Consider the following 1014-nt stretch of genomic DNA (forward strand, 5'->3'; position numbering starts at 1 on the left):
GTACACCTTTTTCTACAAGGCCATCCCACTCGAGGATTTGTATAATGGAGGCAATACTCCTGCTTGGCACTTCACGTCTCAGTAAAATCGCCTGTTCAAGCACTTTATCCTGTCGTTCCTCTGGAGCTGAACGATACGGCTTTTGTTTTAACCCCTCAAAGCCGTTCTCCTTAAATTGCGAGAGATAGCGACGAATGGTGCGCGCTGAAAGTCCGTGGTTCAAACAAATTTGCTTGATGAGTCTGCCTCGCTCCTGGTTATCCAGTTCTTCATTTAATAACGGCACAATCATTTGAAAGCGATTCGTTGCTTTTTCTTCTGCTTTTGTTCTTCCCATGGGTCACACTCCTTTTTTGATAATAGAAGTGTAAATTATGGATAAGTGGACAAAAACGCAGAACGGGTATGTATCCAAAAATGATGATTCGCAACTGGATGGACAATTTTCCCCAGCCATCCGCACGCTGTGCCAAACCATTGTCCAACTCGTTTATGTACAGGCAACAGGCGACTGGACAGGTCATCTGTTGAGGTCTCATTCGGCTCAAGTTGAATCCGTAAGGATTGAAGAATAAACAGCCAGTAATCTATCAACTCAGAGAACCATTTCCTCCACCGGTAAATCGTAGATTCATCGGCTGCCACCGTTAGGTGGGTCGTTTGAAAAATAGTCTCTTCAATGACTTCTGTACCGTAACGTTTATATGGAATCATCAGATCAGGCAGCTCGTGGTGAATCTTTGTACACTGCTGGCAACGCAGCCTTCTGATGATAAACGTTCTGGCTATGCTTCTTTCATCTTTTACCTTTCGTTCTCTTGAACCGATGACCTTGTAGGCCTGATGATTACAACAGGGACAAGGAACCTTTTCTGCACATTTAATAAAAAACGCCTTTCTCGGCGGATTCCACTATGATATAATCATTAACAATAATCATATTGTTTGAGGGACGTCTTCCGTCGCGCCACTGCTAATGGCCGGCATTAAGGAAGGCGTCTTTTCCTTTCTTCA

At 44.0% G+C, this 1014-nt stretch carries 2 protein-coding genes; both read right to left on the bottom strand.

Features of this window, described 5'->3' with window-relative positions:
- Window positions 1-337, bottom strand: a 337-nt coding sequence (locus EV213_RS20585; RefSeq protein WP_133582434.1) for a helix-turn-helix domain-containing protein, incomplete at its 3' end; no start/stop codon positions are given.
- A gap of 35 nt (window positions 338-372) precedes the next feature.
- Window positions 373-885: a DUF6431 domain-containing protein gene (locus EV213_RS20590; protein ID WP_279512782.1), complete on the bottom strand. Its 513-nt coding sequence runs from the start codon at window positions 883-885 to the stop codon at window positions 373-375.
- Window positions 886-1014: the final 129 nt, after the last annotated feature.

The sequence above is a fragment of the Aureibacillus halotolerans genome, assembly GCF_004363045.1.
Taxonomy (GTDB): Bacteria; Bacillota; Bacilli; order Bacillales; family DSM-28697; genus Aureibacillus; species Aureibacillus halotolerans.